The organism is Flavobacterium sp. W21_SRS_FM6 (genome assembly GCF_052119645.1).
Taxonomy (GTDB): Bacteria; Pseudomonadota; Gammaproteobacteria; order Enterobacterales; family Alteromonadaceae; genus Paraglaciecola.
In genome coordinates this window covers 163,986-188,589 of the sequence record NZ_JBGQOM010000004.1, presented here as the reverse complement: position 1 = coordinate 188,589, position 24,604 = coordinate 163,986, and the positions used below count along the sequence as shown (strand labels likewise).

20 protein-coding genes are annotated in these 24,604 nt (G+C 42.8%); 15 read left to right on the top strand and 5 right to left on the bottom strand.

What is annotated here, in order from left to right; translation table 11 throughout:
• Nucleotides 1-6: 6 nt before the first annotated feature.
• The 5 genes from pta to infA all read left to right on the top strand — a co-directional run bounded on the left by pta (nt 7) and on the right by infA (nt 4,957).
• Nucleotides 7-2,142, top strand: coding sequence for a phosphate acetyltransferase (gene pta, locus ACEN2L_RS08895; protein WP_441743306.1), 2,136 nt, complete (start codon nt 7-9; stop codon nt 2,140-2,142).
• Nucleotides 2,143-2,250: 108 nt separating this feature from the next.
• The gene (trxB, locus tag ACEN2L_RS08890) at nt 2,251-3,207 is read left to right on the top strand and encodes a thioredoxin-disulfide reductase (protein WP_441743304.1); all 957 of its coding nucleotides are present in this window, start codon (nt 2,251-2,253) and stop codon (nt 3,205-3,207) included.
• A 42-nt stretch (nt 3,208-3,249) separates the two neighbouring features.
• A complete protein-coding gene (aat, locus tag ACEN2L_RS08885) occupies nt 3,250-3,957 on the top strand; it encodes a leucyl/phenylalanyl-tRNA--protein transferase (RefSeq protein WP_441743302.1) in 708 nt (235 codons plus the stop codon).
• Nucleotides 3,954-4,655 (top strand): arginyltransferase, encoded by a 702-nt coding sequence (locus ACEN2L_RS08880; RefSeq protein WP_306022909.1) that lies wholly within the window; start codon nt 3,954-3,956, stop codon nt 4,653-4,655. Before aat ends, ACEN2L_RS08880 begins: the two co-directional genes overlap by 4 nt.
• 83 nt (nt 4,656-4,738) lie before the next feature.
• Nucleotides 4,739-4,957 carry a translation initiation factor IF-1 gene (gene infA, locus ACEN2L_RS08875; protein WP_068373302.1) on the top strand — a complete coding sequence of 73 codons (219 nt, stop codon included), beginning with the start codon at nt 4,739-4,741 and terminating at the stop codon, nt 4,955-4,957.
• Between the two features lie 120 nt (nt 4,958-5,077).
• On the opposite strand, the gene clpA is transcribed toward infA, so the two are convergent.
• Both clpA and clpS read right to left on the bottom strand, forming a co-directional pair.
• Nucleotides 5,078-7,345, bottom strand: coding sequence for an ATP-dependent Clp protease ATP-binding subunit ClpA (gene clpA, locus ACEN2L_RS08870; protein WP_306022910.1), 2,268 nt, complete (start codon nt 7,343-7,345; stop codon nt 5,078-5,080).
• 42 nt (nt 7,346-7,387) lie between these two features.
• Nucleotides 7,388-7,708, bottom strand: coding sequence for an ATP-dependent Clp protease adapter ClpS (clpS, locus tag ACEN2L_RS08865; protein WP_306022911.1), 321 nt, complete (start codon nt 7,706-7,708; stop codon nt 7,388-7,390).
• A gap of 215 nt (nt 7,709-7,923) precedes the next feature.
• Here clpS and cspD point away from each other — a divergent pair, with 215 nt between their 5' ends.
• Nucleotides 7,924-8,142, top strand: coding sequence for a cold shock domain-containing protein CspD (gene cspD, locus ACEN2L_RS08860; RefSeq protein WP_306022912.1), 219 nt, complete (start codon nt 7,924-7,926; stop codon nt 8,140-8,142).
• A 63-nt stretch (nt 8,143-8,205) separates the two neighbouring features.
• Here cspD and ACEN2L_RS08855 read toward each other — a convergent pair whose 3' ends face one another.
• The gene (locus tag ACEN2L_RS08855) at nt 8,206-10,434 is read right to left on the bottom strand and encodes an NADP-dependent isocitrate dehydrogenase (RefSeq protein WP_306022913.1); all 2,229 of its coding nucleotides are present in this window, start codon (nt 10,432-10,434) and stop codon (nt 8,206-8,208) included.
• 259 nt (nt 10,435-10,693) lie between these two features.
• Here ACEN2L_RS08855 and ACEN2L_RS08850 point away from each other — a divergent pair, with 259 nt between their 5' ends.
• From ACEN2L_RS08850 to ACEN2L_RS08820, 7 genes are all read left to right on the top strand, one after another.
• Nucleotides 10,694-11,311 (top strand): pseudouridine synthase, encoded by a 618-nt coding sequence (locus ACEN2L_RS08850; RefSeq protein ID WP_441743299.1) that lies wholly within the window; start codon nt 10,694-10,696, stop codon nt 11,309-11,311.
• A gap of 129 nt (nt 11,312-11,440) precedes the next feature.
• Entirely contained in the window at nt 11,441-12,598 is a 1,158-nt protein-coding gene (gene mnmA, locus ACEN2L_RS08845; protein ID WP_441743297.1) for a tRNA 2-thiouridine(34) synthase MnmA, read from the top strand.
• Nucleotide 12,599: 1 nt separating this feature from the next.
• Nucleotides 12,600-13,244 carry a high frequency lysogenization protein HflD gene (hflD, locus tag ACEN2L_RS08840; protein ID WP_441743295.1) on the top strand — a complete coding sequence of 215 codons (645 nt, stop codon included), beginning with the start codon at nt 12,600-12,602 and terminating at the stop codon, nt 13,242-13,244.
• 8 nt (nt 13,245-13,252) lie between these two features.
• Complete coding sequence (gene purB, locus ACEN2L_RS08835) at nt 13,253-14,626, top strand: adenylosuccinate lyase (protein ID WP_441743293.1); 1,374 nt, start codon at nt 13,253-13,255, stop codon at nt 14,624-14,626.
• A gap of 101 nt (nt 14,627-14,727) precedes the next feature.
• Nucleotides 14,728-15,948 carry an adenylate/guanylate cyclase domain-containing protein gene (locus tag ACEN2L_RS08830; RefSeq protein ID WP_441743291.1) on the top strand — a complete coding sequence of 407 codons (1,221 nt, stop codon included), beginning with the start codon at nt 14,728-14,730 and terminating at the stop codon, nt 15,946-15,948.
• A gap of 37 nt (nt 15,949-15,985) precedes the next feature.
• On the top strand, nt 15,986-17,134 hold the full coding sequence (locus tag ACEN2L_RS08825) for a cupin domain-containing protein (protein WP_441743289.1): 1,149 nt from the start codon (nt 15,986-15,988) through the stop codon (nt 17,132-17,134).
• 12 nt (nt 17,135-17,146) lie between these two features.
• Entirely contained in the window at nt 17,147-17,605 is a 459-nt protein-coding gene (locus tag ACEN2L_RS08820; RefSeq protein WP_306022920.1) for a GNAT family N-acetyltransferase, read from the top strand.
• A 73-nt stretch (nt 17,606-17,678) separates the two neighbouring features.
• Here ACEN2L_RS08820 and ydiJ read toward each other — a convergent pair whose 3' ends face one another.
• On the bottom strand, nt 17,679-20,717 hold the full coding sequence (gene ydiJ / locus ACEN2L_RS08815) for a D-2-hydroxyglutarate dehydrogenase YdiJ (protein ID WP_441743287.1): 3,039 nt from the start codon (nt 20,715-20,717) through the stop codon (nt 17,679-17,681).
• 198 nt (nt 20,718-20,915) lie between these two features.
• Here ydiJ and ACEN2L_RS08810 point away from each other — a divergent pair, with 198 nt between their 5' ends.
• Entirely contained in the window at nt 20,916-21,137 is a 222-nt protein-coding gene (locus tag ACEN2L_RS08810; RefSeq protein WP_306022922.1) for a PGPGW domain-containing protein, read from the top strand.
• 53 nt (nt 21,138-21,190) lie between these two features.
• On the opposite strand, the gene ppsA is transcribed toward ACEN2L_RS08810, so the two are convergent.
• The gene (gene ppsA, locus ACEN2L_RS08805; RefSeq protein ID WP_441743285.1) at nt 21,191-23,566 is read right to left on the bottom strand and encodes a phosphoenolpyruvate synthase; all 2,376 of its coding nucleotides are present in this window, start codon (nt 23,564-23,566) and stop codon (nt 21,191-21,193) included.
• A gap of 208 nt (nt 23,567-23,774) precedes the next feature.
• Between ppsA and ppsR the strand changes: the two genes are divergently transcribed.
• The gene (gene ppsR, locus ACEN2L_RS08800; RefSeq protein ID WP_306022924.1) at nt 23,775-24,587 is read left to right on the top strand and encodes a posphoenolpyruvate synthetase regulatory kinase/phosphorylase PpsR; all 813 of its coding nucleotides are present in this window, start codon (nt 23,775-23,777) and stop codon (nt 24,585-24,587) included.
• Nucleotides 24,588-24,604 lie beyond the last annotated feature (17 nt).

Genomic DNA, 24,604 nt, shown 5'->3' with positions numbered 1-24,604 from the left:
GCAGTCATGGCACGCAGAATAATGTTAATTCCAGTGGGCAGCAGTGTCGGCTTGACCAGCGTTTCTTTGGGCTTAGTCAGAGCAATGCAACAACAAGGGTTAAAAGTAAACTTTTTTAAACCTATGGGCCAACCTCGACACGGTGATGATGAAGCTGAAAAATCCACTACCATCATCAATCAATTAGGCTTAATAAAAGCTGCCCCTCCGCTCACTCCGGCCTATGTAGAGGACATAATCAGCAATGATAAAATGGATGTCTTGTTAGAAGAAATTATTGCCCTGTACGAGCAATATTCGAACGATGAAGATATCGGTATTATTGAGGGCTTAGTCACGACACAGAGCCATCCTTATGCCGTGCGCCTTAATCGTGAAATTTGCAATGCTCTTGACGCGAAGATCGTTCTGGTCAGTTCACCCGGAAATTTAAGCCTTACTCAGTTAAACGATAAGTTAGAAATTGTGGCCGATAACTATGGCGGACACAAAAGTAAAAAGGTACTAGGCTGTATTTTTAATAAAATCAATGCGCCGCTGGATGAGCGAGGCCGTTTAAGCATTGAGTTGATCGAACATCATGATGAAAGCCAAACTGAAAAAATCATCAAAAAACTTAAAAAACTCGCAATTTTCAATAAGTCTTTTGCCTTACTAGGGTGTATCAGTTGGAGTTTTGATTTGATCGCACCAAGGGTCAATGATCTGTGCAAACATCTAAATGCAAAACTATTAAACGAAGGAGACTATTTGCATCGCAGACTGCGTAGCGTACATTTGTGTGCACGTGAGATTAATAATATGGTGTGGGTCTTACAACCGGGTGCATTATTGGTGATTTCAGGAGATCGCAACGACATGTTTGTGATGGCCTGCCTCGCGGCACAAAACGGCACTAAAATTGGCGCAATCTTGTTAACAGGTGGCTACGAACCTGACCCAAGAGTCATGGCACTGTGCTCTCAAGCTTTAGAGAGCGGTTTACCTGTGATGCTAGTTAATGACAATACTTGGCAAACTTCGTTAAATTTGCATTTTTATAATCTTGAAGTGCCAGTAGATGATGAACAGCGCGTGAACCGTGTAATGGATCATGCAGCCAATTGTATCGACCCTAAATGGATAAATTCACTAACTGAGGGCGCATCAAAAGTATTGCGTTTATCACCGCCGGCCTTTCGATTTAAATTGACGCAATTAGCCAAAGCTGCGAAAAAAACCATTGTTTTGCCTGAAGGTGAAGAGCCCCGCACCATCAAAGCTGCAGCAATTTGTGCTGAACGCGGTATTGCTAAGTGCATATTGTTAGGCGACAAAGCGGAGATCCTCAGAGTTGCCGAACAACAAGGGGTAGCGTTACCTGACTCAGTCATCATTCAACAACCCGAAGATGTCAGGCAGAAATATATTGAGCCACTAGTCGAATTGCGCAAACACAAGGGCTTAACAGCGGTAGTTGCCCAAGAACAGTTACTCGATAATGTGGTATTAGGTACGATGATGTTACAACAAGGCCATGTTGATGGTTTAGTGTCAGGTGCAGTGCACACAACCGCCAATACGATCCGCCCTGCCCTGCAGTTGATTAAAACGGCTCCAGGCGCCTCGTTGGTTTCATCGATATTCTTTATGTTACTGCCAGAGCAAGTGCTGGTGTACGGTGATTGTGCGATTAACCCAGACCCAACAGCCGAACAATTAGCCGACATTGCTATTCAGTCAGCCGACTCAGCCGCAGCCTTTGGCATTGAGCCTAAAGTAGCCATGATCAGTTATAGTACTGGCGATTCAGGCACGGGCGTTGATGTAGATAAAGTAAAAAAAGCCACACAATTAGCCCAGCAAAAAAGACCGGATTTACTAATTGATGGTCCTTTGCAATATGATGCCGCTATCATGGAAAATGTCGCAAGCAAAAAGGCCCCTAACTCTAAAGTGGCGGGCCAAGCGACGGTGTTTGTATTTCCTGATCTAAACACCGGGAATACCACGTACAAGGCGGTGCAACGCAGTGCCAATTTAGTTAGCATAGGCCCGATGCTGCAAGGAATGGGCAAACCCGTTAATGATTTGAGCCGAGGTGCCTTAGTTGATGATATTGTTTACACTATTGCACTGACGGCAATTCAAGCCACACAATAAAGAAAAAACACAAGTTAGCCATAATGGCATTGATTATGGCTTCACTGCCCTTATTATTAGCCCCAAGATTTCATTTTTGGTCATACCACGACAAATTCGGAGAACACCATGTCTGCAACAAGACACGTAAAATTATTAATACTCGGCTCTGGACCTGCAGGCTACTCAGCGGCTGTGTATGCGGCACGTGCTAATCTTCAACCCGTGCTGTTGACGGGCATTCAACAAGGTGGCCAATTAACCACCACAACGGAAGTAGAGAACTGGCCAGGTGACCCTGAAGGTTTAACGGGTCCAGATTTGATGGTGCGTATGCAAAAGCACGCTGAAAAATTTGATACTGAAATTATTTTCGATCACATCAATAAAACAGATTTAACCAAAAAACCCTTTACGTTGTTTGGTGACCAAGGCACTTACACCTGTGATGCCTTAATTATTGCCACCGGTGCATCGGCTAAGTACCTTGGTATGGAATCAGAAACTGCCTTTATGGGTAAAGGCGTATCGGCGTGTGCCACTTGTGATGGGTTTTTCTACCGTAATCAAAAAGTAGCCGTTATCGGCGGAGGTAATACCGCGGTTGAGGAAGCCTTGTACTTGTCTAACATCGCATCAGAAGTACACGTCATTCACAGACGTGATGCATTTAGAAGTGAAAAAATTCTAGCCGACCGTTTAATGGACAAAGCGAAAAACGGTAATGTGGTATTACACATGGACAGTACCTTAGATGAAGTACTCGGTGACCAAATGGGTGTAACAGGGGTAAGAATTAAACATGTTGAGTCAGGAGCAGCCACTGAGTTGCCTGTAATGGGCTTATTTGTTGCTATCGGGCATCAACCCAACACTTCCATTTTTGAAGGCCAACTTGACATGAAAGATGGCTACTTAAAAGTGAAAAGCGGTACAGAAGGCAATGCGACACAAACCAGTGTTGAAGGTGTATTTGCCGCAGGTGATGTGAGCGATCATATCTACCGTCAAGCAATAACCTCAGCTGGCACGGGCTGTATGGCCGCGTTAGACGCAGAAAAATACTTAGACGCATTAGAGAAATAATCAAAGGCCTCGTAGAGGCCTTTTTTAATTGCAAAAACCATTATGATTCATTTACCTGAGTTGACTCACAAAGCGGTTTTCCCTGATCCGAGTCAGGCATTATCTCGGCCGAACGGCTTACTGGCATTTGGCGGAGACTTGTCCGTAGCTCGTTTAACGACGGCCTATGCTAAGGGCATATTTCCTTGGTATAGCCCTGGTGAACCCATTTTGTGGTGGTCACCTACCCCCAGAGGCATATTGCCACTAGAGCAGTTTTATTGTAGTTCTAAGTTGGCGAAGTTAGTGAGACAACAGCGCTTTGCAGTCACTCTCAATTACGCATTTGATGCCGTAATCGACGCCTGTGCCACCACCCCCCGAAATGACTCTGGTACGTGGATTACTGCTGAGATGATCGAAGCATACAAGCACCTGCATAAAGCAGGACATGCGCATTCAATTGAGGTGTGGCAAGGCGACATCTTAGTTGGCGGACTGTATGGTGTCGTAAGCGCTAAACTCTTTTGTGGTGAGTCGATGTTTCATCACCTGACTGATTGCTCAAAATTGGCCATGTATTATTTGGTCGAATTGCTGAAAGCAGAAGGTTCGTCATTTATTGATTGCCAGATGGTTAATCCACATTTGCAAAGTTTGGGCTGTATCGCCACGCCCAGAACGCAATTTTTAGCGCAATTAAAGGTACTGCAGTCACAGTCTTTTTCGATAGACTGTTGGAAAGCACGTACTCTTAGCCCTCACATATGAAATTTGGTATTACCCAATCCTTTCCTTGTAGTTATCTGACTGACCAACAAGAGCGTTTGCTGGTCTTTGTCGATGACAACAACGCCCCAAGCGCTCAGCATTATGATGTGCTTATCGCGGCAGGTTTTAGGCGCAGTGGCACCCAGATTTATCGGCCTCACTGCACTGATTGCCAGGCTTGCAAATCTTTACGTTTACCGGTTAAGGATTTTAAACCATCAAAAAGCCAAAAACGGGTTTTGAAATTAAATAGTGATGTCACCACGAATGTCAGTCTGCACAGCAAACCTGAATATTACGCTATATACGAGCGGTATATTAATGAACGTCATGCAGATGGCAGTATGTACCCTGCCTCAAAAGAGCAATACGAGGGTTTTGTGATTAGCCCTTGGGATAGAGCGATGTATGTCGAACTGATGCTGGGTGAAACCCTCATCGGTGTGGCGGTAACCGATCGATTGAATTCTAGCTTATCTGCCTTGTATACCTTCTTTTTGCCAGAATATGCGCAACGTTCACTCGGCACTTATGCTATATTGCAGCAAGTTCAGCTAGCGCAGCAATTAAAATGCGACTTTTTATATTTAGGCTATCAAATAGATAGCTGCCAAAAAATGAACTATAAGCAGAATTTCTTACCCCATGAGCGTTTTTTAAACGATAAATGGCAACTAATTGTAAAAAATGTCGGGTAAAGCTTTACACTCGCGGCCTTATTGGGCAAAATCTGCGCGGCTTTTTTAGACACTTATTTTTAAGACAGAGGTAACAGAGTTAGATGGCGAAAGAAGATTGTATTGAAATGGAAGGAACTGTGTTGGATACCCTTCCAAATACTATGTTTCGTGTTGAGTTAGAGAACGGTCACGTTGTGACAGCTCATATCTCAGGTAAAATGCGCAAAAACTACATCCGTATTTTAACCGGTGACGCTGTAACTGTTGAAATGACACCATATGACTTAAGCAAAGGTCGCATTATCTACCGCGCACGCTAATCAAATTATTAGTTGTTGATACTAATTTAGCGGTAAATTTTTCTTTGAAATAAACCTTGCTTGCAAATACAAAAAAGCCCTTGAGTAATACTCAAGGGCTTTTTTTTGACACCTGCGCTTTTAAGCTTCAGATTTTTCTTTACTGTCTGTCTCAAATTCAAAGGCAAGTTTCTCGTCTGCCAAGTCAATCTTGACACTACCGCCATTACTTAGCCGCCCAAACAATAACTCATGAGCCAGTTCTTTTTTGATCTCTTGTTGAATAACCCTTGCCATAGGCCGAGCCCCCATGTTTTTATCGTAACCTTTTTGTGCTAACCAGCTTCTTGCTGCTGTTGACACTTCAAGGGATACCCCTTTGTTATCAAGCTGAACTTGCAACTCAACGATAAACTTATCCACGACCTGTAAGATAATTTCTTGATCCAAATGATTAAACCACACGATTGCATCAAGACGGTTTCTAAACTCAGGCGTAAATAAGCGATTAATCTCGCTCATCGCATCGTGACTGTGGTCTTGTTGTTTAAAGCCAATAGAGGTGCGTATGGTTTGCTGTACGCCGGCATTAGTGGTCATCACCAAAACAACATTTCTGAAATCAACTTTACGACCATTGTTGTCAGTGAGTGTACCGTGATCCATCACTTGCAATAAAAGATTGTATATATCGCTGTGGGCTTTTTCGATTTCGTCCAATAAAACCACACAATAAGGGTTTTTAATGACTGCATCGGTAAGCATGCCACCTTGATCAAAACCAACGTACCCGGGAGGGGCGCCAATTAATCGACTAACCGCATGGCGTTCCATGTATTCCGACATATCAAAACGCACCAATTCAACGCCCATAACCTTAGCTAACTGAGCCGTCACTTCGGTTTTCCCCACCCCTGTTGGGCCAGCAAACAAGAAGTTGCCAATAGGTTTGGACTCGTTGCCTAAACCTGAGCGAGATAAACGAATGGCATCGGTTAAGGTATCAATGGCTTTGTCTTGACCAAAAACCACTAATTTCAAATCACGGTCAAGATTTTTCAGGACTTCTTTATCCGAAGCAGAGACTGACTTTTCTGGAATGCGCGCTATTTTAGCAATGATCAGCTCGATATCAGGCACACCAATGGTTTTTTTGCGTTTCGACGGAGGCAACAACCGTTGACTCGCACCTGCTTCATCAATAACGTCAATCGCTTTATCTGGTAAATGACGCTCGTTAATGTATTTCGCAGACAATTCTGCCGCTGCACGAATCGCCTTAGTGGTGTAACGCACACTGTGATGTTCTTCATAACGGGATTTCAAACCCATCAATATTTTAGTGGTGTCGTTCACGGTTGGCTCTAATACGTCAATTTTTTGGAAACGACGAGCAAGCGCTCGGTCTTTCTCAAAGATGCCTTGGTATTCTTGATAAGTTGTTGAGCCAATACAACGCAGCTCACCGCTACTCAATTTAGGCTTAAGTAAGTTAGACGCGTCCATTACGCCACCTGACGCGGCTCCTGCTCCTATAATGGTGTGGATCTCATCGATAAATAGAATGGCATTGGGGTCATCTGCAAGTTCTTTAAGGATACCTTTGAGACGTTTTTCAAAATCACCACGGTACTTAGTGCCCGCTAATAAGCCTCCCATATCCAAAGAGTAAACCACTGCTGACTCAATGACCTCAGGCACATCGTTATTCACAATGCGAAAAGCCAATCCTTCTGCAATCGCCGTCTTGCCGACACCAGCCTCACCCACCAGTAATGGATTATTTTTGCGTCGACGACACAACACTTGAATACAGCGCTCTAACTCCATATCACGGCCAATGAGCGGATCAATCTTGCCGTCTTTGGCCAAGTTATTTAAATTAACGGAGAATTTGTGCAGTAACGAAGTATTTTCTTCCTGCTCGGCAGTTTCTTCTGGTGTGTCCGTATGAGAGCGCGCCTCATCATCAATTTTAGACACACCGTGAGATATAAAGTTGACCACGTCTAAGCGAGTGACATCTGATTTTTTTAGAATGTAAACTGCTTGAGATTCCTGTTCACTGAAAATAGCTACCAGTACATTCGCCCCAGTTACTTCATCTTTTCCAGATGACTGCACATGAAATACTGCGCGCTGCAAGACACGCTGAAAACCAAGCGTGGGCTGGGTTTCTCTCTCTCTGCCTTGCTCATCTAGCAACAGAGGTGTGGTGTCTTTAACAAAATCAGTTAATTCTTTTTTGATTAAATCGATGTTAGCACCACAGGCTTTCAGTGCCTCTTTAGCAGCACTGTTATCGAGTAGGGCAAGTAATAAATGCTCAACCGTCATAAATTCATGACGATGTTCTCTGGCAAAAATGAACGCTTCGTTTAGCGTCTGCTCTAAATCTTTATTTAACATAAAATGCCCTCTGACTACTGACCAAATACTTCGGCTAATAAATTACGCTTGTTCCATCGTACACATTAATGGGTGTTGATGCTGCCTGGCATATCGAGTCACCTGCATGACTTTAGTTTCTGCAATCTCAGCAGTATATATGCCACAAACTGCTCTCCCGCGATAGTGCACAGTCAACATTATTTGATTGGCCTTCTCGGCGTCCAAATTAAAAAAGCGCATCAAGACTTCAATGACAAAATCCATCGGGGTGTAATCATCATTATTGAGAAAAACTTTATACATGGGTGGCGGAACCGCTTTTTGCTTCTCTGCATCTAACAGTTTGACCCGCTCTATATTGATTGTTGTGTCTTTACTCATTTGTCTGACTAATTCGTTATATACGTATTTAAATGGGAACAGTTTATTAAAGTTTCTTTACAAACCAAGGAAAAACCAAATTAGGCTTGACAAAAACAGGTTAAAAAACCTACATTTTCTAAGACGATCGTATTGAGTAGTTATCTCGTCTTTCCTCATACCCTAGTGTGGGGTCAAAGTTGCATTTGTTCAAGGGATTAAAAGGAAGCAGAAGTATGGCAGTCGGCAAAGTAAAATGGTTCAATAATGCAAAAGGGTTCGGCTTTATTGTACCGGATGATGGTGGGGAGGATATTTTTGCACACTACTCCACTATTCAGATGGAAGGTTACCGCTCTCTGAAGGCAGGGCAAGAAGTGAAATATGATGTTCAGCAAGGCCCAAAAGGCTTACATGCTGAAAACATCGATTTCAAAGGTGAGCCAGAACGTTAAATTAAAATCTTCATAAAAAAGCAGACTTAATAGTCTGCTTTTTTTCTGTTATATCAATTTATTCTAATTAAAAGCTAGGGCCGCTTTAAATGTAGAACTGGGGAATAATGCCTCAGTCGCCAGTTTTTCATCTGGATAGTAGTATCCGCCGATTTCAGCTGGTTTACCTTGAGTTGCATCAATCTCGCTCATAATTTTTGCTTCGTTAGAACTCAGCGAAGCAAACACAGGAGCAAACGTCTTCGCTAGTTCAGCATCCTCAGACTGCAGTGATAAGGCCTCTGCCCAATATAAGGCCAGATAAAAATGACTGCCTCTATTGTCCAATTCACCAGCTCTACGAAGTGGAGACTTGTTATTAGTCAGTAATTTTTCAGTGGCTTTATCAAGCGTTGCAGCTAATAGTTTCGCTTTAGTGTTCTTGGTTTTAATCGCCAAGTCCTCTAAAGAAACCGCAAGAGCTAGAAATTCTCCCAGAGAATCCCAACGTAAATGACCTTCTTCAACAAACTGCTGAACATGCTTAGGAGCCGAACCGCCAGCGCCAGTTTCAAACAAGCCACCGCCCGCCATCAATGGCACGATAGACAGCATTTTTGCGCTAGTTCCCAACTCGATGATGGGGAACAAATCAGTGAGGTAATCTCGAAGTACGTTACCTGTTACTGAAATTGTGTCTAAACCACGGATAGCTCTTTCCATGGTATAACGAATTGCTCTCACTGGTGCCATAATAGAGATATCAAGTCCGTCTGTATCATGGTCTTTTAAGTATTCAGTGACTTTAGCAATCAATTGAATGTCATGAGCACGCTCATCATCCAACCAGAATACAGCTGGCATACCAGACTGACGCGCACGAGTTACGGCCAATTTAACCCAATCGCGTATCGGTGCGTCTTTTGCCTGACACATACGCCAGATATCACCGTCTTCAACCGCATGTTCAATTAATACGGTTTCATCTTGGTCGATAATTTTAACCGTACCGTTACCCTTGATTTCAAAGGTTTTATCGTGTGAACCGTATTCTTCCGCTTTTTGCGCCATCAAACCAACATTTGGCACGGTACCCATTGTAGTGGGATCAAAAGCACCATGGGTTTTACAGAAGTTGATGACTTCTTGATAAATAGTGGCATAGGTACTTTCAGGAATAACCGCTTTGGTGTCATGTGGCTTACCATCTGGTCCCCACATTTGGCCTGAGCTACGGATCATCGCGGGCATTGATGCATCAACAATGACATCACTAGGTACATGGAGGTTGGAAATACCTTTATCAGAATTAACCATCGCAATAGGAGGACGGTCTGCATAACAGGCATTAATATCTTTTTGGATATCAGAACGTTGTGACTCAGGAAGGCTAGCTATCTTGTCGTAAACACTGCCTAGGCCGTTATTGGGGTTAACACCAAGTTCTTCAAATAAAGCTGCATGTTTTTCAAATAAATCCTTATAGAACACTTTTACACAGTGGCCAAAAACGATGGGATGAGACACCTTCATCATGGTGGCTTTTACGTGTAACGAGAATAAAATCCCCGTCTGCTTAGCGTCTTCGATTTGTTCTTCGAAAAATTTACACAACGCTTTTTTGCTCATGAACATGCCGTCGATAACTTCACCAGCAAGCAAATCAACCTTGGGTTTTAATACCGTGACGTTACCTGCATCATCAGTAAATTCGATTCTGACATGACCCGCTTTTTTAACGGTAACTGACTTCTCAGCTGAATAAAAATCACCCCCACGCATGTGAGCAACGTGAGTTTGTGACGCTTGACTCCAAGCTCCCATTGAATGCGGGTTGGCCTTGGCATAATTTTTAACAGCAACAGGTGCACGGCGATCTGAGTTTCCTTCCCGTAACACTGGGTTTACTGCACTCCCTAATACCTTACTGTATTTGCCCTGAATCTCTTTTTGTTCGTCAGTTGTTGCCTCATCAGGGTACTCTGGCAATGCAAAACCTTTGGCTTGTAGCTCTTTAATGGCTGCTTTTAGCTGTGGAATTGATGCACTGATGTTAGGCAATTTGATAATATTGGTATCGGGGTCTTGAGTGAGCTCACCCAACTCGTTCAAAGCATCAGGAACGCGCTGCTCTTCGGGTAAATAATCTGCAAACGTTGCTAAGATTCGAGCTGCCAGTGAAATATCACTCAATTCAATTTCAACGCCAGCAGTTGAAGCAAAACTGCGAATAATAGGAAGAAGAGAATACGTTGCTAAGGCAGGAGCCTCATCAGTTTTTGTGTAGATAATTTTTGACTTGGAAGTCGTCATTTTAAACCTCTTGTTATTGGCAGAGCACCACCATGTGAAATTCGGCACATCTAAAGCATGTAGGGTTATGCTTTGTCATTCCATTTAAACTTTTTGCTTATGTTTAAGTTGAAAAATGCAAGACCAGCTTAAACAATCAACAAATAATAACTGCGCTTGTTAGTTAAGTACAAGTTTTGCTTGCATATTATATTTAGCTAAGCAAACTGAAAATAAACTAAATCCGATTTATTAGATCAAATAAAGATCAGTTATTAACATGTCATCTAAGCAAAAACATTTTCAAACAAAAGTTAGCAGAATAGGCTTCAAGCCAAAAGCGCGCGGCGACAAACCATCAGAAGCGCGAAAGGTCGTGCTATTCAACAAACCTTTTAATGTACTCACCCAGTTTACTGACCAAGAGGGTCGCCAAACTCTGAAGGATTTTATTCCAATACAACATGTCTATGCAGCTGGTCGCCTAGACAGAGACAGCGAAGGTCTTTTGGTACTGACCAACGACGGAAAATTACAACATCAACTTGCCTCCCCCACCGCCAAGACTGCTAAAACGTATTGGGCACAGGTGGAGGGTATCCCCGATACACAAGCTATTCAGGCTTTATGTGATGGCGTACATTTAGCTGATGGATTAACGGCCCCAGCTAAAGTACACACGATGCCAGAGCCTCCAGTGTGGTTACGCGACCCTCCAGTTAGATTTCGCCAAGCTATACCCACATCTTGGTTATCGATCACTATCACCGAGGGCCGCAATCGCCAGGTCAGGCGAATGACAGCCCATGTTGGCTTTCCAACCTTACGCCTCATTCGATATCGTATTGGTGAATGGACGATAGAAGGCATCGATGTGGGTCAATACAAATTGATTTAAGTGTGTATTCAAGCATTTCGTTACATTTTAAAATTTTTAAGGCTAAGGAGTGGTAATTAACGAGATGATTTAAGTGGTGCTTTTTGCTAGACTTCGGCTCCATTTTTTACGACATCTAAATAAGCTTTTATGGTCTCAGACACAGCCCCAATTTTCGGTCCACACTCATCAGAGGTAGACTCAACAAAACAAGACAACAGCCGCGTCAAGGTCATCGTTGGAATGTCTGGAGGAGTTGACTCTTCTGTGTCTGCCTATTTACTACAAAAGCAGGGCTACCAAGTTGAAGGCCTGTTTATGAAAAATTGGGAAGAAGACGATAATTCTGAATATTGCGCTGCTGCGGAAGATTTAAAAGATGCACAAGCCGTTGCAGATAAACTGGGTATTCATTTGCACACCATTAATTTTGCGGCTGAATATTGGGATAATGTCTTTGAGTATTTTCTTGACGAATATCGGTCGGGCCGTACCCCTAATCCAGATATCATGTGCAATAAAGAAATCAAGTTTAAGGCTTTTTTGGAGTTTGCCGCAGAAGAATTAAACGCTGATTTTATTGCGACAGGTCATTACGTGCAGCGTTCAAACGCATCTGGTCAGTGGCAAATGTTACGTGGTTTAGATGGTAATAAAGATCAAAGTTATTTTTTATACACCTTATCTCACGAACACATTGCGCAAACGCTGTTTCCTATTGGTCATATTGAAAAGCCTGAAGTCAGGAAAATTGCCTTAGAACAAGGCTTAGTCACTCATGACAAAAAAGACAGTACGGGTATTTGTTTTATCGGTGAGCGCAAATTCAAAGATTTCTTAGGGCAATATTTGCCCGCCCAACCTGGCGATATTGAAACCAGCGAAGGACAAGTGATTGGCCGTCACGAAGGTTTGATGTACCACACCTTAGGCCAACGAAAAGGCTTACTGATCGGTGGTTTAAAAGATTTTTCTGAAGACCCATGGTACGTGGTCGACAAAGACGTGGCGCGAAACGTGTTAATTGTTGGGCAAGGCGCTAACCACCCTCGCCTTTATTCTAAAGGTCTGATTGCCAAACAATTGCATTGGGTAGACAGAGCCGGCCCTCAGCAGACCTTGCGCTGCGTAGTAAAAACTCGCTACCGTCAAGCAGACATCCCCTGTGTGGTAAGCCCACAAAAAGACGGTTCAGTTCAGGTTCTTTTTGACGAGCCTCAAAAAGCCGTTACTCCTGGCCAATCTGCTGTTTTCTACGCTGATGAAGTCTGTTTAGGTGGCGGCATTATAGAGAGTTATATTCGCTAACATGACAAATGAAAAACACCAATTTTACAACCGTAATCTTGCACTAGCAGGCGTATGCCAAGCAGCCGCTTTAGTTAAACAAATTGCAAGAACCGGCGAAGTGAATGAAAAAGCCTTCAACGCCAGTATCAATAGTATCGTTATTACCACGCCACAGAATACGATTGATGTGTTTGGTTCATTGGGTGAGCTTTATCTAGGATTTTCTACCCTAATTAATCAATTGGGCAATGACGATAAGCTCAAAGATATCGAAATTACACGATACGTTGCAAACTTACTTACCTTAGAACGCAAAGTGAGTGGCAACAAAAAAGTCATGCAGAGCTTGGGTGACCGCGTCGGACAAATACAACGTCAACAATTACACATGGACATTCTAGATGGCCAAATGATGAGTAATCTCGCTGCCATTTATAGTGACGTAATTAGTCCAGTGGGTCGTAAAATTCAAATTGCAGGAACTCCCGCCTTGTTGAAACGCAACGATAACCAGCACAAAGTCAGAGCTTGTTTGCTTGCAGGAGTACGGGCGGCGGTGTTATGGCGTCAACTTGGTGGCAAAAGACGCCAAATTTTATTCAGTCGGCAGAGCATATTGCGCGATGCCAAATTAGTTTTAAATCAATCTACTACGGTAAACTAGGAGTCAAAATGAACTTAACTGCATTGTCAGCTATATCGCCCATTGATGGACGGTACGGTGATAAATCTGCTGAATTAAGAACAATCTTTAGCGAGTTTGGTTTACTAAAATATCGGGTTATTGTTGAAATCCGATGGTTACAAAAATTAGCTAGCGCCCCTGCCATTGTAGAAGTTCCGGAATTTAGCCAACAAGCCACTGATTTTTTGGATTCCATCGCTAAAAACTTTAACTTAGAAGATGCCCAACGTATTAAAGATATTGAGCGCACGACCAATCACGATGTCAAAGCCGTGGAATACTTTTTAAAAGAAAAAGTAGCCAATAATGCTGAGCTGCATGCGGTAAACGAGTTTATTCACTTTGCTTGCACCTCAGAAGACATTAATAATTTGTCTCATGCTCTGATGCTGTCAGAAGCACGAGATGAAGTCATTCTTCCTTATTGCGATAAGCTCATCAGCGAATTAAAACGCTTAGCCATCGAGTTAAAATCGGTAGCAATGATGGCTAGAACTCACGGCCAGCCAGCAACCCCCACTACGATGGGTAAAGAAATGGCTAACGTGATGATTCGATTAGAGCGTCAACGCCAACAAATTGCGGCAGTTGATATGTTAGGCAAAATTAATGGCGCAGTGGGTAATTACAATGCTCACATGGTTGCCTATCCTGAATTTGACTGGCACCAGTTTGCTGGAGAGTTTGTAGCGAGTTTAGGGATCACTTGGAATGCCTTTACTACCCAAATAGAACCCCATGACTATATTGCCGAGTTGTTTGATGCGATAGCCCGTTTTAATACCATATTGTTAGATTTTGACCGAGACATTTGGGGTTATATCGCTTTAGGGCACTTCAAACAAAAAACAATCGCAGGCGAAATCGGTTCTTCGACCATGCCCCATAAGGTCAACCCCATCGACTTTGAAAACTCTGAGGGCAACTTAGGGTTGGCGAATGCGATGTTCAGTCACTTATCTGCAAAACTACCGGTATCTCGTTGGCAAAGAGATTTAACTGACTCAACGGTATTACGCAATTTAGGCGTTGGGGTAGCTTATTCTGTTATTGCTTATCAGGCCTCTTTAAAAGGGATCAGCAAGCTACAAGTGAATGAGCAAAGCTTATTAGACGAATTGGATAACAACTGGGAGCTATTGGCAGAGCCAGTGCAAACCGTGATGCGTCGTCACGGTATTGAAAAGCCCTATGAAAAACTCAAGGAGCTCACTCGAGGTAAAAAAGTAAACCAGACAATTATGGCAGACTTTATCGATACCCTTGATTTACCTGATGCGGTAAAAACGCAATTAAAAGGTGTCACACCGGCTAATTATATTGGACGTGCCATTGCGTTTGTTGAGCAACTGGAACAATAGTAACCAATAATTTGATCTAAAAACCGAGCAATTTTATATCCCAATTTTAGCAAACCCGACTAGACTTAGTCGGGTTTAGTTATTTTTAAAGGGATTTAAAAATGTTAAAACACGTTCTTAAACGCTGGGTTTGGGCGGGCAACACCCACCACTCAGACGAAAACTTTACGCCTATACGCCTTACCAACATCATAGCTTTTTTGGTTATATTTGTTTCGTTCTGTCAAATTCCGGGGGCTATCTGGTATTGGCACGACGTTGGTTACGACCAATTTATCATCATCATTAGCACCACAATTTTATTGTGTTTTGTTCCGCTACTGAATGCTCAAAGCGATTATTTGTACGCCAAGCTGCTGCTCATCAGCGTATATATTGGCAACTTAATCTGGACTAGCTTGTTGTGGCAACTTAATCTCTACATCCACTTTTTCTATTTATTAGCGGTGGTTTGTTGTCCGTTTTTTTTCACTGCGAAAGAAAGTGGTTATAAATGGGTTTGTTGCGGCCTTTTTACTGGCTTATTTCTATTAAGTGAATTGTATTACCACGCGACTTCGTCTTGGTCACAGCAGAATGCACAACAGATGTTTAAACTGTCTAGCGCAATACTACTTGCCCTCGCCTGTTTGCTTTGTAGCTACCATATTCAAAAAAATATTTATCGTAGTTGGCAGAAATTAGCCCTTGAAAAAAAACGCTCTGAGCAACTTTTACTGAATATTTTACCCACCAGTATTGCTGACCGACTGAAACACTCTAACTCTCTGATTGCTGACTACTTTGCTCAAGCAAGCATCTTGTTTGCCGATATTCAAAATTTCACGCCTTTATGTAAAAGTATGGATCCACAAAAATTAGTCTTGTTGCTAAACGAACTATTCTGTCATTTCGACCTGCTTGCCCAACAACATGGCTTAGAAAAAATTAAGACCAGTGGCGATAGCTATATGGCCGCATGTGGCTTACCGCACGCGAATGCAAAGCATGCCATTCAATGTTGTCAATGTGCCTTAGATATGCAGGAAAAATTTGAAGAATTCAGTATTCAACATCATTTGGCAACCGGTTTGAGAATAGGGATTGGTTGCGGTGAAGTGGTGGCTGGTGTAATTGGCAAAAATAAGTTTAGTTACGACATGTGGGGAGAAGCCGTTAATTTGGCCTCAAGAATGGAAAGCCATGGGCAAGGCCATAAAATACAAACCACTCAAACCACTTATGACTTAGCTAAAGATGTTTTTCATTTTGTTGAGCGTGGCGAAATTCAAGTAAAAGGTGTCGGAAAAGTCATCACCTATTGGTTAATTGGGCGTAAATGATAAACTGCCCCGATAATTTCATGACGATATCCATTCAATGTACCAATTACATAATTTTGACCAAGAAACCTTCTTACGTGATTATTGGCAAAAAAAACCGCTAGTGATCAAACAAGGTTTTCGGGATTTTATCGATCCATTAGATGAGAACGAACTCGCTGGCTTAGCCCTTGAAGATTCGGTCGATTCTCGGTTAATCAGCCAACACAAAGAATCGTGGCATGTTGCTCATGGGCCGTTTGAGGATATCAATGCCCACTGCATAGGAGCGTGGAGCCTATTGGTGCAAAAGGTTGATCAATTTATACCTGACGCAGATGAACTAATGCGCTGCTTCGCATTTATTCCACACTGGCGCATGACAGACCTAATGGTAAGTTTCTCAAATGCTAAAGCAGGCGTTGGTCCGCACATTGACCAATATGATGTATTTATCATCCAAGGAAAAGGTACCAGACGTTGGCAAATAGGTTTGCCTGGCAATTACTCTGAATCGTTGCCCCATGCAGATTTAAAACAAATTAGCGACTTTAGCCCTGTTATTGATGAAATTTTGCAGCCTGGCGATATAATTTACATACCGCCGCACCATCCCCACAATGGTGTTGCCTTAGAAGACTGTATGAATTACTCAGTTGGTTTTAGAGCCCCTTCTCAACAAGAATTACTTACATCATTTGCTGATTATGCCTTAGAGCACAATCTCTTTAACAAGCGGTATAAAGATCAATCTGTTGAATTAAGGCCATTCCCTGGTGAAATAAAGCAACAAGAATTACAGCAATTTAAACGTTTGCTTTTAGAGAGCGTAAACACTCCGCATTTTGACCATTGGCTGACTCAATATTTAAGTGAAACCAATCGTTTATCCAGCAATGAGCTCAACGAAGAAGACAAATATAGTGAAGCAGAAATCAGTGAGCTGCTGCTAAGTGGCGTTTATTTTGTGCGTGAGACTGGCATAAAAGCGATGTTTACTGAACAGCAAAGCACTGAAAATGCAGACTTTATTTTTTTCGTCGAAGGGCAAATGTTTTCAATTGCCGCAGAGCATAAAAACTTCGTACTAAACTTTCTGAATTCCCCCAATTTCAGCCTAGAGTCACAAAAAAAACCAGAAATTTGTTTATTTTTTACACAAACATTAGCTAAACTGGTGAATTCAGGATTTTGGTTTCCTGAATAAAAGGAGTCAGTCATGGCGTTTACAGTAAGAAACGTCGACTGGGGAAACGAAGAACACAAGCTTCGTAAAATTAGAGAAAAGATATTTGTATGCCAATGGCGTATTCCTATCGAATACGAATTTGACCAACAAGACCATGGTGCAAGTCATGTATTGGTGGTTGATGAAAACAATCAAGAAGTAGCGACAGGTCGTATCACTCCCACGGGTGAAATAGGTCGAATAGCGGTTGAACCTCAATTTCGAGGTCCAGAAGTGTATCAATTACTTTTTAAAGCATTAATCAGTATTGCAGAACAACAAGGACTGCAACAAGTGCAGATTTTATGTGAGTTGGAAGGTGTTAATTATTATCAACAACAAGGATTCCGATCAGTCGGCTCGGTGTTTATGGATGCTGGGGTACCACGTCAATGTATGACGTGCGGTCTAGCAAACTTCACACTCAACAAAGTGGAATACACCCACTAGTTTGAAAAAGGGAGAGTTTAGTTGTGGTGAACCTTTCAAGGTTTTAACTACGCTCTACCCTATTGCCACCTTCTCAATGAAGACTTTCAAGCAGCACTTCTAAGGGGTGTTTAGGCTTGAACTCCGCCATTCTTGCCACCTGACTACGACACGAATAGCCTGTTGCAACAATTTGCTCTGGTAAAAATTGCGCAATTTGTTCTTGCCAACTTAGTTCATACAGTCCTTTCGATTGACTCACATGGCTTTGTTCATGACCAAAAGTGCCTGCCATTCCACAACACCCTACCGCAATGGGTTGTAGTGCTAACCCAAACTTACTAAACACAGTTTGCCACTGTGCTTCGCTGGCGGGCAACGCTGTTTTTTCACTGCAATGGCCAAATAAGGCATATCGTGCAGGTTCTGAAGGCACTGATTTTGCGGGTAAGTCGATAGTCAGTAACCACTCATGGACCAACTGCACCTGAAAACTTCCACGTTGGCCACCCAAAACCTTGGTATATTCATCTCGGTAACACAACACCATGGATGGGTCGATCCCTACCAACGGGATTGCAAGCTGCTGCAACTCGTTCAATAAACCAGCAGCATTTTGTGCTGTCTTCGCAAACTTATCCAAAAAGCCTTTAACATGCTGTGGTTTACCGTTAGGCATAAAGGGCAACAAGACAGGCTCATATCCCAATTTAGTGATCAACTGCGCTAAAGCATCAACCACACCGGCTTCGTAATAACTCGTAAACGGATCTTGCACAATACAGACTTTCTTGGCTTTTTGCGTTTCACTCAATCCTTTTAATTGGGCTAAATCAAAATGCTGTATATCGCTGTCCAACCGTTGCTCTAAAGTAGGTACCGACAAGTGCGGTGTGTCCACGTACCCCACGGTTTTACGAATCGAGTTATTGAACCAATCCTGACGCAAAAAGAAATTGACCATGCTGGGCATTTTCGCCATAAGCGGTGCCATATTTTCAATATTACCCACCAGATAGTCTTTTAATGGTCGACTATATCGGCGGTAATATATGTTCAAAAAGCGCGCGCGAAAGCCTGGTACATCAACACTAACTGGACATTGACTTGAGCACGCTTTGCACGCTAAACAACCGTCCATGACCTCCAATACTTCATGAGAAAAATCTGCCTCATGTTGCTTCGACAAACTATTCGATAGCTTGGTATACCATGCTTCAGATTTGCCTGACTTCTCTAGATTAGCAACATCGATATTCTGCTTAGACAGTAAACGTAACCACTCTCGAATGATGCCAGCTCTACCTTTAGGACTATGGCGTCTATCACCAGTGATTTTAAACGAAGGGCACATGGGCGATGTCGTGTCATAGTTAAAACACAAGCCGTTACCATTACAACTCATGGCGGGCTCGAATGATGCACGCACATCAATAGGAATTTGTCGGTCGAAACCGCCCCGCTTTTGATCAGACACCCTAACCAACGCATCACCAGATTCAAATGGCGTGCATATTTTGCCCGGATTCATTTTATTTAGAGGATCAAAGGCCGTTTTAATTTTTCGTAGCTCAGCGTAAAGCTCTTCACCAAAAAAGGTTGGAGAATATTCACTGCGATAGCCTTTACCATGTTCACCCCAAATCAAACCACCATATTTAGCGACTAAAGCAGCAACCGCATCTGAAATTTCAGGGATCATGGCTTCTTGCGCAGGGTCGCACATATCAAGTGCAGGCCTAACATGCAGAACACCTGCATCTACATGACCAAACATCCCATAGTGCAGGCCTCTGGCGTCAAGTAAAGCCCGAAACTCCATAATAAAATCGGCTAAGTTTTCTGGCGGAACACCAGTATCCTCGACAAAAGCTAGCGGTTTTTTTTCACCTTTGGTCTTACCCAATAAGCCCACTGACTTTTTACGCATGCCATAGATTTTATTGATTTCAGCTGTATCATAAGTTAACTGATATCCAATCACGCCGCAGCGATTAAGCTCAATATCCTTATCTAACCTGGCTCGTAATTCAGCAATTTTTAACTCAATCCCAGCTTGGTCATTGCTGTTGTACTCAACCATATTTAAACCCAAAACAACTTTATCGGGTACATCGGTAATTAAGTCTTTCACCGAATGCCAAATAATGTCTTGTTTGGCTAAATTCAATACATTGCTGTCTACGGTTTCTACTGACGTTGCTTGCGCGGCAACCATGCTAGGTGCATGGCGAAGAGCCGATTCAAAGGAGTCATATTTGATATTCACCAGTGCTTTATGTTTGGCAATAGGCGTAATGTTGAGTTTAGCTTCAGCCACGAAGGCCAATGAGCCTTCCGAACCGGTAATAACCCGGCTAATGTCTAGCTGACTTAGCTCATCATTTAAGGCATGTTCTAAATCGTAGCCCGTCAAAAAACGGTTCATGCGCGGAAACTTAGTTAAAATTTGTTCACGTTTACCCACACAGGTTTCGATCAATTGCTTGGCAATATTGCCCACGACTGTGGGTTCTTGTGCGAGAGTTTGCGCCTCATCCATAGACATGGGCTGCGAACGCAAAACCGTTCCATCTACCAGAACAGAAGTGAGTCCCAGCACGTGGTCACTGGTTTTTCCATAAACCAATGATCCTTGACCTGAAGCATCGGTGTTCACCATTCCACCAATAGTTGCGCGATTACTGGTGGATAAATCTGGTGCAAAAAAATAGCCCAAGGGGCGCAGAACATCATTGAGCTGATCTTTAACCACCCCAGCTTGCACTCTAACCCATTGCTCGTCGGCATTAACTTCTAACACTTTGTTCATGTAGCGCGACAGATCAACAATAAGGCCTGGCGTTAACGATTGGCCATTAGTGCCCGTACCGCCGCCTCGCGCTGAAAATCTAACCGAAGGAAATTGCGCGGCGGTTTGGCCTATCAGCGATAAATCGTCAATCGACTTGGGTAAAATAACCGCTTGAGGTAACTGCTGATAAATTGAATTATCTGTTGCTACTGCTAAACGGCTACCATAACTCATCTTAATGTCGCCGCTAAAAGCCGTCGATTTTAACGCAGCCAAAAAGTCACTGTAATCTGGAGCAATGGTTTCTTGTGGGTCAAGAAAGGGTAAGTTATTCATCATTAGTTTTTGATTTACCGCTTTTAACGTGGTTGAGAGTATACCTAATCCCGCAGCCTATTCTCTATATTACATCGGTATTAATTAGAGCAATTTGTATAAGACGCGGAGCTAATCACATCGCTTGTAACACTTATTTCATTCTGCTGTTTTCACCTTTGTTATACTGTTTTTAAGGTAAAAGTGATCATGGAGTATCAATTGAAAAAGCACATCAGAATTACGGTTGGCAGTGTATTTGCTGCCTTCGGCATCATATTTTTTATATTGCCCGGTTCGATGTTTGTTTTGCTACTGGGTTTAATGATGCTCAGTTATGACGTTCCCAAAGCTCGCGAATGGTTACGCTGGTGTCAGAACGCTATGAGCCAATCAGCTCGCAAACTCGATGCCTATTTATTAAAGCGCAAGTTCAAAAACTAGTTCTTATAAAAAATGGCTGCAACTGCAGCCATTTTTATTGCTTACTCGAGGGATTACTGTTTGAACGTTTCACCCAAGTACAACCACGTTTCAACTACGGTGTCAGGGTTTAACGATACGCTATCAATGCCCTGTTCAACTAACCATGCGGCTAAATCTTCGTGATCAGAAGGACCCTGTCCACAAATACCAACGTACTTACCGCGCTTTTTAGCCGCTTGAATCGCCATGGATAATAAGGCTTTAACAGCCGGGTCACGTTCATCGAATAAGTGTGCAATCAAGCCCGAGTCACGGTCCAAGCCTAATGTAAGCTGGGTTAAGTCGTTTGAACCAATTGAGAAGCCATCAAAGATATCAAGGAACTGGTCAGCCAACAACGCATTGGAAGGTAGTTCACACATCATGATCACTCGCAAACCGTTTTCACCTTGCACTAAACCTTCCTCAGCAAGCAATTCAATGACTTTCTTGCCTTCTTCGAGAGTACGTACAAAGGGGATCATGATTTCAACGTTAGTTAAATCCATATCGTTGCGAACCCGTTTTATCGCTTCGCATTCCAGGGCAAAACACGCTCGAAAATCTTCTGAGATATAACGGCTTGCGCCGCGGAAACCAAGCATTGGATTTTCTTCATCCGGCTCGTATTGAAAGCCGCCTACCAAGTTAAAATACTCGTTAGATTTAAAATCTGACATCCGCACGATTACTTTCTTCGGTGAAAACGCTGCCGCTATAGTTGAAATGCCTTCAACCAGTTTTTGAATGTAGTATTCAACCGGAGAGGCATAGCCTGCCATCATGTCAGTAATCTCAGCTTTTACATCTTCAGGCTGTTCATCAAAATTCAACAGAGCCTTAGGATGCACACCAATCATTCGGTTAATGATAAATTCTAAACGGGCTAAACCAACGCCTTCATGAGGTAAACGCGCAAAGTCAAAAGCGCGATCGGGATTACCCACATTCATCATGACTTTCATCGGAATACTTGGCATCGCATCAATACGCGAAGTGACAACATCAAAATCGAGCACGTCAGCGTAGATAAAGCCAGTATCACCTTCAGAACAAGACACGGTAATTTTGTCGCCGTTACTTATAAGATCTGTCGCATTACCACAGCCAACCACAGCAGGAATGCCTAATTCACGAGCGATAATTGCAGCATGACAAGTACGGCCACCGCGGTTGGTCACGATCGCCGAGGCTTTTTTCATGATGGGCTCCCAATCCGGATCAGTCATATCGGTCACCAATACATCACCAGGCTGAATCTTATCCATTTCAGCGACAGAGCCGAGGACCTTCGCGATACCCGCCCCAATTTTGTGACCAATCGCACGCCCTTCACACACTATATTAGCCTTACCATGTAAGCGAAAACGTTCGATTACTTGAATGTCTTCACGGCTTCGTACGGTTTCAGGACGCGCTTGAACGATATACAATTTACCGTCTATGCCATCCTTAGCCCATTCGATATCCATGGGGCGTTTGTAGTGACGTTCAATGATCAAGGCTTGTTTGGCCAATTCCATCACTTCATCGTCGGTCAATGAAAACTGTTTACCCAAGGCTTTTTCGTTATCAACAATTTCAACCTGCTTTCCGTGGCTAAGATCGTCAGAGTAAATCATTTTAACTAATTTACTGCCCAAGGTACGTCTAACGATTGCAGGTTTGCCTTTTTCAAGCGTAGGTTTGTGGACATAAAATTCATCTGGATTAACCGCGCCCTGCACCACCATCTCCCCCAAACCGTATGATGAAGTAATAAATACGACATCTTCAAAACCAGATTCGGTATCAATTGAAAACATAACGCCGGAAGAAGCACAGTCACTGCGCACCATACGTTGCACACCAGCGGAGAGTGCCACACCTTTATGGTCGTAGCCTTGATGTACTCGATAAGAAATAGCGCGATCGTTAAATAAAGAGGCATAAACGTGTTTAATGGCAACCATGACAGCATCAAACCCTTTCACATTCAAAAAGGTTTCTTGCTGGCCGGCAAATGAGGCATCGGGCATATCTTCAGCAGTAGCCGATGAGCGTACGGCAAATGAAGCTTCATCACCGGCTTCACCCTGCAATGTTTCAAAAGCAGATTTTATCGCTTGCTCAAGCTCTGGTAAAAACGGGGTATCGATGATCCAGTTTCTGATCGTTTCTCCTGCTTTGCCCAAAGCAGGAATATCATCAACATCCAAGCTATCAAGCAAAGTGTGGATTCGTTGCTCCAAACCACTTTGCTCAAGAAATAAGTTAAACGCGTTAGCGGTAGTAGCAAAACCACCAGGAACTTGCACCCCTGCGTTTGATAAATTAGAAATCATTTCACCCAGTGAAGCGTTTTTTCCCCCTACGACACCCACATCGCCCATTCCTAATTGCTGATACCACAGTACGTGCTCTTGCATTCCTTCAGTCTCCAAAGTGAAATTTGTCGGGTTACTTAGTGTGCTCGCTTGACCAATCACAGAGTAAACTTTTGCTATATACTCAATCGAAATTTTTATCTTTCTCAACGGGCTAGCTTTTTGCGTGGGGGATTTTAGAATGTTGCTTACACTAAAGTAAAATTTAATTTTTTCTGTAATTAAATTACAACAATGTTAAGGAAATGTTTTGCGAACAGCCTACTATATTTCGGATGGAACAGCGATTACTGCGGAGGTTTTTGGCCACGCACTCCTTTCTTTATTTACCATAGAGTTTAAACACATCACAATTCCCTTTGTGGAAACAGCAGAGCACGCGCTACAAGTTGTTAACAAAATATCTGAAAGTTTTCAAGATGATCAACAACGCCCTTTAGTGTTTTACACCATCGTTAATGTTGAAGTGCGCAAAATTATCTCAAAATCGGTGGGTATCAATTACAATTTTCTTGACCAATTTGTTGCACCTTTGGAAAAAGTATTAGGTGTGCCATCCAAACCAGAGAAACATCGTACCCACAGTATTCATGAAAAAACCTATGATATTCGAATCGAGGCAGTCAACTATGCCCTTGCAAATGACGACGGTTCAAATCTAAAAGATTATCATGAAGCCGATATCGTGCTTGTTGGTGTTTCACGCTCTGGTAAAACCCCAACCAGCCTATACCTTGCTTTGCAATACGGCATTAAAGCGGCTAACTATCCTTTTACCGAGGATGACATGGGTGACGTTTTAAAAATGCCGCCCGCATTAAAACGGTTCAAAGATAAATTGTTCGGCTTAACTATCGAGGCGGAGCGCTTACACCAAATACGGTCTGAACGCAGAGCCAATAGCCGTTATGCATCTTTAGCTCAATGCCGTATGGAATTGCGGGAAGTTGAAAACTTGTATCGTAAAGAAAAAATTCCCTTTTTAAATAGTACCCGCTACTCCATTGAAGAGATTTCTGCAAAAATTTTGGCCCAAACCGGCTTACAACGGCGAAAATACTAGGTTCTGTTTTTTATTGG